Here is a 6,874-nt window from a genome sequence, read left to right on the forward strand (position 1 = left end):
AAATGCTCGGGGCTAATGGATGGCGAGCCGGTACAGCCGTTCGTTGATCTTGTAGTACAGGTTGCCGAAGCCGTCGGCCGTCAGCCCTTCCGCGCCCGAGACCGTCAGCAGCACGGTCAGCGCCTTGGTCGACTTGTCGATCTTGAAGATTTGGTCGCCGGCCGTGCCGTAGACGTGGCCGGGATCCTGGGCCACGGTCAGCAGTTCCCCGTCGCGCCAGGCCAGGCTGGACTTGGCGTCGTAGTCGGGGTCGGGGAACAGCCGCGTCGCCGTGATCGCCTCGGGCCGTGCAGGATCGAGGGTGAGCAGCGAGCCGCCCGCCAGGCCCCAGAGCTTGCCGTCCACCTCCGTGAGGGCCGTGACGGCCTTGGGCGCCGTCAGCGGGAGCGGATACGGGCGCACGGCGCCGGTGGCCGGGTCGAAGGAGAACAGCGTGGCCGACGCCCCCGGCGCGTAGACGGGGTCGACGCCCAGGGCGCCGCGCGTGGAGGTGCCGCCGAACACCTTTCCGCCCGCGTAGGCCAGCGAGACGACGGACTGGTTCGGCACCACGCAGATCGTCCGCCCGGCTGTGCCCTCCTTCCATATGGTCAGGGCGCCGCTGCGCTTGCCGTACTTGGGCACCGTGCCCATGTAGACGGTGCCGTCCGGCCCGCCGGCGAGCGCGTACGGCCGGTCCTGCGGCGGCGGCCCGTTGCCCGGCTCGCAGTCGTCGGCTTTGTCGCCCGCCGCGCCGCCGGTGTACCGGAGCGTGGGCGGCCAGGGGCCCGTGGGGTCGTAGCTGTAGAGCTTGGCCGAGGGATAGGCGCCGATGTAGAGCAGGCCGTTGTGCGCCAGCAGGCTGTCGGTCTGGCTGAGCCCGTTGAGGGTCTTCGTGTCCGGCCGGACGTCGTCGCCGTCGCCCCGCAGCGGGTCGTAGATCCCGGTCCCGCCGGTCAGGTAGCCGCCGGTGTAGACGCGGCCGTCGGGTCCCGCGCCGAGCGCGTTGATGGCGGCGGGAAGTACGGGGGTGCCGGCGACGACTCTGCTGCTCCAGGCGCCGCTCGCGGTGTCGTACTTGAAGATCCTGGTGCCGTCCGAGGCCGCGCCGAGGCCGACCAGCGTGCCGTCGGCCCAGGTGTAGCCGGTGACGTCGAGTCCGGGCCGGACGGAGGTCGCCTGCACGGAAGCGGTGGCCACGTCGTAGGAGTGCAGCAGGCCGTCCTTGACGAACCACACCTTGCCGTCGCGGGCCGGCGAGTGGTGCAGGTCCACGTCGTTGATCGTGGCGTCGGTGGTGGCGGCGTACGAGCCGTCGGCGTTGCGGACGACGCGCAGGACGAGCAGCGTGCGGTCGATCCAGGCGAACAGCCTGCCGCCCGTCCAGGTGAGCCCGCCCACCATGGAGTTGTGCGCGTACGCCGCCGGAAGCAGGCTGTCCACCCGCCCCGTGACGTTGTCGAACCTGACCAGCGCGGCGTTCGTGCCGGTGCCCAGGTACGTGGCGTTGGCGGCCGGGTCGTGGGCGATGCTGCGCACGTACTGGGCGCCGGTCACGATGGGCACGCTGCCGATCGTGGTGAAGGCGCCGTTGTCGTACTTGAAGTAGCGGCCGTCGTTGTAGGTGCCGCCGTACACCTTCCCGCCCGCGCCCGGCTCCAGGTCCCAGATGAAGGAGTAACCGCCCTCCGCCCGCCCGAGGTCGGTGACCGTGGACGTGCCGGGGACGTGCCGGTAGAGCTTGGAGTTGGGATAGGTGCCGAGGTAGACGCTGCCGTCGGTGGCCGTGGCCGCCGCCCAGCCGCCGACGGTGGGCGTGTCCGCCGAGTCGGGAATGGTGATCTTCCGGGTCACCTTCTCGGTGGCCACGTCGATCACGGCGAGCTGCGGGTTGGCGTCGGCGGTGCCGGTGAAGAGGGCGTACGCGCTGCCGCCCGCGAACGTGGTGGCGTTGGGCACACTGCTCTCGATCTGCACGCCCAGGTCGGTCACGTCTTTCGTGATCAGCACCTCGTCCCAGTAGGCGGTGCCCACGTCGGCCACCCCTGAGTAGATGAGGGCCGAGACCGTGGCCGTGCCGGTGGGCGCGATACCCGAGGCCGTGACGCGGTTCCACCGCCGGCCCGTCACCGACGCGTTCCCGCCGCCGGACAGCAGCTTGCCGGAGGCGTCCCTGAAGCGCAGATACAGCTGCGCGGTGCCGCTGTCGGCCCAGACGACGGCGTTCAGGGTGTAGCGCGTCCCCGCCGCGGCGGGCAGGCCCGGCAGGCTCTCCCGGCCGTAGGCGGCGGCCGGGTCGGTGTCGGTGACCCGCGCGGTGGTGCGCCCGTCCCAGGTCACGGCGTCGACGCCGCCGGGACTGTGCGAGCCGCTCCAGCCGGTGAGGCCGTCGTCGAAGCCTCCGTTGGCGATCCGCAGGTCGGCCGCGACCGCCGGTGCGGACGGCGCCGCGAGCAGCGTCGCGAGGAACGCCGCCGCCACCGCCCCGCGCAGGGCGCGCCTCACGCGCCTTCGCCTGTCTTGCGGGCGGGCCGCCGTCTGGCGTGCGGCCTGATCCGCCACGTTGTTAAGGGGCCCTCCTCGGGAATCTGCACAGCGCCACCTCCACGGTGTGTTCATTTGTGCGCGATTACGGTCATGACCGTAACTTCGTGAGCGTGGCGCGTCAATGCCCTGTACGTGTCAGCTCCCGCAGCCGGGCCTCAGGCCCTCGCAGGCGAGCCCGGCGGCTTGATGAGGCGTTCACGCCCGAGCTCCTATCGAAATCCTGCCGTGGTGACGAGGGACCGCGATGGGTGGGGTCAACGATGGGGTCCGTGAGTGAGCTATCCGGAAATACCCAGAAATCGTTAGAGTTCAGGCTTCTCGGTCCTCTGGAGGTGGTGGCCGGTGGCCGCCAGCTCCCCGTCAGCAGCCCGCGCCAGCGCGTCGTCCTGACGATGCTCCTCCTCTCTCCCGACTGCGTGGTGTCCGTCGACACCCTGGTGGAGGCCGTCTGGGACGACGATCCGCCGGTGACCCGGCGTACCCAGATCGCGATCTGCGTGACCGCTCTGCGCAAGATGTTCGCCGCGGCCGGTTACCCCGACGTGATCTCCACCGTCTCACCCGGGTACAAGCTGAATTCCGCCGGCTGCCGTATCGATCACGAAGAGTTCGCCCGGCTGACGGGGCAGGCGCAGGCCGCGCTGCGCGAAGGCCGTATGTCCGTGGCGGGCGCCCTGCTGGAGCAGGCGCTCAAGTTGTGGCGCGGCGACGCGCTGGCCGGGATGCCGAGCGCCGTCCTGGCCGCCAAGGCGTTCCAGCTCGAGGAGCGGCGGCTGGCCGCCACCGAGGAGTGCCTCGCGCGCAAGGCCGAGCTGGGCCGCCACACCGACCTCGTGCCCGAGCTGGCCGCCCTGGTCAGGGACCATCCACTGCGGGAGCGGGCGCGGGCGGCGCTGATGCTGGCCCACTACCGCGCCGGGCGGCGCGGCGAGTCGCTGGAGGTCTTCAACGAAGGCCGTCGCCGGCTCGTGGACGAGCTCGGGCTCGAACCCGGCCCGATCCTGCGCGACATGCACGCGGCGATACTCAATGACGACCCCCGGCTCTCGGAGGGCGACGGCAAGCCCGCCGCCACCGTGTTGACCGGCCTCGTGCCCGCGCAGCTGCCCCCCGCGCCGCCGTACTTCACGGGCAGGAAGGCGGAGCTTGACGCGCTCGACGGGCTGCTCGGCCTGCGTGACCCCAGCGGCCCGCCCGCCGTGGGCGTGCTCACCGGCAAGGCGGGCGTCGGCAAGACCGCGCTGGCGCTGCACTGGGCGCACCGGTCGACCGCGTTCTTCCCCGACGGCCGGCTCTTCGCCGACCTGCGCGGCTGGGATTCGGGAGATCTCGCCGCGGGGCCGTCGGCGGTGCTCAGCCGGATGCTGCGCGATCTCGGCGTGGCACCGGCGGAGATCCCGGCGCGGGTGGACGAGCAGGTGCCGCTCTACAACAGCCTGCTCGACGGCCGCCAGGTGCTGGTCCTGCTCGACAACGTCAGGAGCGCCGCCCAGATACGGCCGCTGATCCCGGGCAGCAGCACCTGCTGCGTGCTGATCACCGGCCGCAGCCTGCCCGACGCGTACGGGGACGTCCAGGCGAACGTGACGCCGCTGGAGCCGGCGGAGTCGGTCTCGCTGCTGCGCGACCTCGTCGGCGCGGTGCGGACCGACGGCGAGCCCGACGCGGTCGAGCGGCTCGCCGAGCTGTGCGACCAGCTGCCCCTGGCTCTGTGGGGCGCGGCCATGCGCTTGGGCGCCAGGGGCCACTGGCTGCTCAAGGACTTCGTCGTCCGGATGGAACGTCCCGGCGGTCGGCTGAGCGAGATCAGCCACGGCGTGTGGGACATGCGGGAACGGATAGCGCTCAGCTACCGAGGGCTCAGACCCGGCCCCTCCATGGCGCTGCACCGGCTCGGGAGCCTGGATTTCCCCGAGGTGACGCCATGGACGGCCGCGCAGCTGCTCGGCTGCGGTCCCGCCGAGGCCGAGGACCTGCTGGAGGAGCTGCGCGAGGCGGGCTTCCTGGAACTGTCGACGGCCGGGACCGAGCCGGTGTACCGGACGCCCGGCCTCTTCGCGGAGTACGCGCTGGAGAAGGGCCACTACGTGTACGCCGAGGTACCCCGCCCGGTCGATGTGCGCGGATAGCACGGAAGGTGGGCGGGCACGATGCCCGCCCACCGTACCCGTCCGCTATCGGCCGGCATTCTCCATGATCTTCACCAGGCTGTTCGGCCGCATGTCGGTCCAGTTGGCCTCGATGTAGTCCAGGCAGCTCTGCCGGTTCTCCGCGCCGTACACGTTGTTCCACCCGGCGGGGATCTCGATGAACGACGGCCACAGCGAGTGCTGGCCCTCGTCGTTCGTCAGGACGTAGTAGTCGGCGTCGTTGTTCTCGAAAGGATTGGTCATGTTGGATCCTCCCTGTTCACGCGGTCGGTACGGTCGGTGCGGGCTCGGCGAGGTCGTCGAGCCCCCAGTGCGGGGACATCCACTCCTCGTCGGCGTAGTGGTCGCGCAGCCACGCCTTCGAGTAGATGGTGTCCATGTAGCGCTCTCCCAGGTCAGGAGCTATGGCCAGGGCGGTCACCTCCTTCCCGGCACGGTGCTCGGCCAGCCAGCGCAGGGCACCGCTGACGACCGTGCCCGTCGAGCCGCCGAAGAGGAAGCCGTCGGCGGCCATGCGGTGACAGGCGCGGATCGTGTCCGTCTCGCCCACGTGCAGGACGTCGTCGACGTACGACTCGTCGAGCAGCGGCGGGCGCACGCTGGTGCCCAGCCCCGGGATCATCCGCGGCAGCGCGGGGCCGCCGAAGGCGGACGACCCCTCCGCGTCCACGGCCACCACGCGCACCCCGGGCCGGTGCTCCCGGAAGTACCGGGCGCAGCCCATGAGTGTCCCGGTCGTCCCCGCGCCGACGAACAGCACATCGAGGCCGGGGAAGTCGGCCGCGATGGCCGGGGCCGTGCGGCGGTAGTGAGCCTGCCAGTTGCCCGGGTTGGAGTACTGATCGAGCCAGACATAGCGCTCGTCATGGGCGCACAGCCGGCGCACGTAGTCGATGCGCGCCCCCAGGAACCCGGTGACCGGGTCGGGGGTCGTGATCACGTGCACGCGGGCGCCGTACAGCTCCATCATCGCGCGCACCGGCGCGTTGCAACGCGTGTCGGTCACGCAGACGAAGCCGTAGCCCTTGCTGGCCGCGACGATGCTCAACGCCAGGCCCAGATTCCCGGAGGAGGACTCCACCAGGGTCGTGCCGGGCAGGAGCCGTCCCGACCGCTCCGCGGCCCCCACCATCTCGGCGGCCGCCTTCAATTTGACGGATCCGGCGAAGTTGAATCCTTCGCACTTCAGGTAGAGGCGGCGGCCGAAAGTCGGTCGCAGATCGACATAGACGTTTTCCGCGTTGTACTGGAGCGGATCGCTTATCACCGGCACGAGAACGAATCTAGCCGCCCCCGATTTCCGCTCATTATCGGCGGCTTTTCATCGAGGAGGAACAAATGAACTCTGCAGGACCACGCTGGATCTCCTGGCGGCACCGCAATCCCACGGCGAATGTCCGGCTCTACTGCCTGCCCTACGCGGGCGGCGGGACCCGGATATTCGAGAGCTGGCCCGCGCTGCTCGGCGAGGAGGTCGAGGTATGCCCGATCCTGCTGCCCGGGCGCGAGGACCGCATCGCGGAGCCGCCGATGTCCCGGCTGGCCGACCTCGTCCCCGCGCTGCTCGACGGTCTGGCGCCGACCATGTCCAAGCCGTTCGCGATCTACGGCCACAGCATGGGCGGGCTCGTCGCGTTCGAGCTGGCCAGGCGCCTGTCCGCGGAAGGCGCGCGGATGCCCGTCCACCTGTACGTGTCGGGCTGCGGCCCCGCACTCATACCCGCCGCACGGCGGATGGGGGAGTTGCCCGACGACGAGTTCATCGACGGGCTGCGGGAGATGAACGGCACCCCGCCGGAGTTCTTCGAGGACCGCGACCTGGTCGACCTGCTCCTGCCGACCATCAGGGCGGACTTCCGGCTGTCGGAGGACTCGGCGGCGCGGGAAGGGGTGCGGCTGCCGATCCCGATGACGGCGTTCGCCGGCGAGCACGACACCAACGCGCTGCCCGCGGAGGTCGAGCGGTGGAGCGAGCACGCCGCGGCGGGGTTCGGGTTCCACGTCTATCCGGGGGATCACTTCTTCATCCACGACTGCGCGCCGATGCTCGACGTCCTGCGCCAGGGGCTGGTGGGGGCGCGTCCGCTGCCGACGTCCTGACGACATGACGGCCGCCGCCCGGCCGGCGGCGCGTGCACGCGCGGGTCCGGCCGGGCCGCCAGGTGGCGCGGCGGCCGGAGACATGCCGAAGGGGGGGG

At 71.2% G+C, this 6,874-nt stretch carries 5 protein-coding genes; 2 read left to right on the forward strand and 3 right to left on the reverse strand.

Annotation, left to right across the window (positions count from 1 at the left end; all coding sequences use genetic code 11):
• Window positions 1-12: 12 nt before the first annotated feature.
• Window positions 13-2,484, reverse strand: coding sequence for a ligand-binding sensor domain-containing protein (locus tag KME78_RS61630; protein WP_219539580.1), 2,472 nt, complete (start codon window positions 2,482-2,484; stop codon window positions 13-15).
• Window positions 2,485-2,861: 377 nt separating this feature from the next.
• On the opposite strand from KME78_RS61630, the gene KME78_RS61635 reads away from it, so the two are divergent.
• On the forward strand, window positions 2,862-4,655 hold the full coding sequence (locus KME78_RS61635) for an AfsR/SARP family transcriptional regulator (protein WP_219539581.1): 1,794 nt from the start codon (window positions 2,862-2,864) through the stop codon (window positions 4,653-4,655).
• A gap of 45 nt (window positions 4,656-4,700) precedes the next feature.
• On the opposite strand, the gene KME78_RS61640 is transcribed toward KME78_RS61635, so the two are convergent.
• Both KME78_RS61640 and sbnA read right to left on the reverse strand, forming a co-directional pair.
• Window positions 4,701-4,919, reverse strand: a complete 219-nt coding sequence (locus KME78_RS61640; RefSeq protein WP_219539582.1) for an MbtH family protein — start codon at window positions 4,917-4,919, stop codon at window positions 4,701-4,703.
• Window positions 4,920-4,935: 16 nt separating this feature from the next.
• Window positions 4,936-5,949 carry a 2,3-diaminopropionate biosynthesis protein SbnA gene (gene sbnA, locus KME78_RS61645; protein WP_219539583.1) on the reverse strand — a complete coding sequence of 338 codons (1,014 nt, stop codon included), beginning with the start codon at window positions 5,947-5,949 and terminating at the stop codon, window positions 4,936-4,938.
• 65 nt (window positions 5,950-6,014) lie between these two features.
• Here sbnA and KME78_RS61650 point away from each other — a divergent pair, with 65 nt between their 5' ends.
• On the forward strand, window positions 6,015-6,776 hold the full coding sequence (locus tag KME78_RS61650; protein WP_219539584.1) for a thioesterase II family protein: 762 nt from the start codon (window positions 6,015-6,017) through the stop codon (window positions 6,774-6,776).
• Window positions 6,777-6,874: the final 98 nt, after the last annotated feature.

Origin of the sequence: Nonomuraea guangzhouensis (assembly GCF_019396345.1) — a bacterium.
Lineage (GTDB): Bacteria > Actinomycetota > Actinomycetes > Streptosporangiales > Streptosporangiaceae > Nonomuraea > Nonomuraea guangzhouensis.